The organism is Ralstonia sp. OTU4908, assembly GCF_038440115.1.
In the GTDB taxonomy this organism is placed as follows: domain Bacteria; phylum Pseudomonadota; class Gammaproteobacteria; order Burkholderiales; family Burkholderiaceae; genus Ralstonia; species Ralstonia pickettii.
Genome location: NZ_JASATD010000130.1, coordinates 1 through 221, shown reverse-complemented (window position 1 = coordinate 221; position 221 = coordinate 1). Strand labels below are relative to the sequence as shown.

General features: G+C 57.5%; 1 protein-coding gene. It reads right to left on the bottom strand.

Features of this window, described 5'->3' with window-relative positions:
• Positions 1-64 precede the first annotated feature (64 nt).
• The coding region (locus AAHM38_RS25620) for a succinate dehydrogenase, cytochrome b556 subunit (RefSeq protein ID WP_446740146.1) at positions 65-221 on the bottom strand (157 nt) is incomplete at its 5' end.

The window sequence follows — 221 nt, the reverse complement described above, 5'->3', positions numbered from 1 at the left end:
ACCGTAGTGCGCGCCCACAACGAGGCGCTTGGGACCAATATTGTTATTTGCCATCAGGGACTCCTCAGAACAGGCCGAACAGCTTGGCGCCGAACACGACGGTCAGCAGCAGGCTGACGATCAGCACGCTCACAGCCGACTTGGAGGCCGAGGTCTTGTCGATGCCGATATGCAGATCGAGGATCAGGTAACGGATGCCAGCGCAGAAATGGTGCAGATAA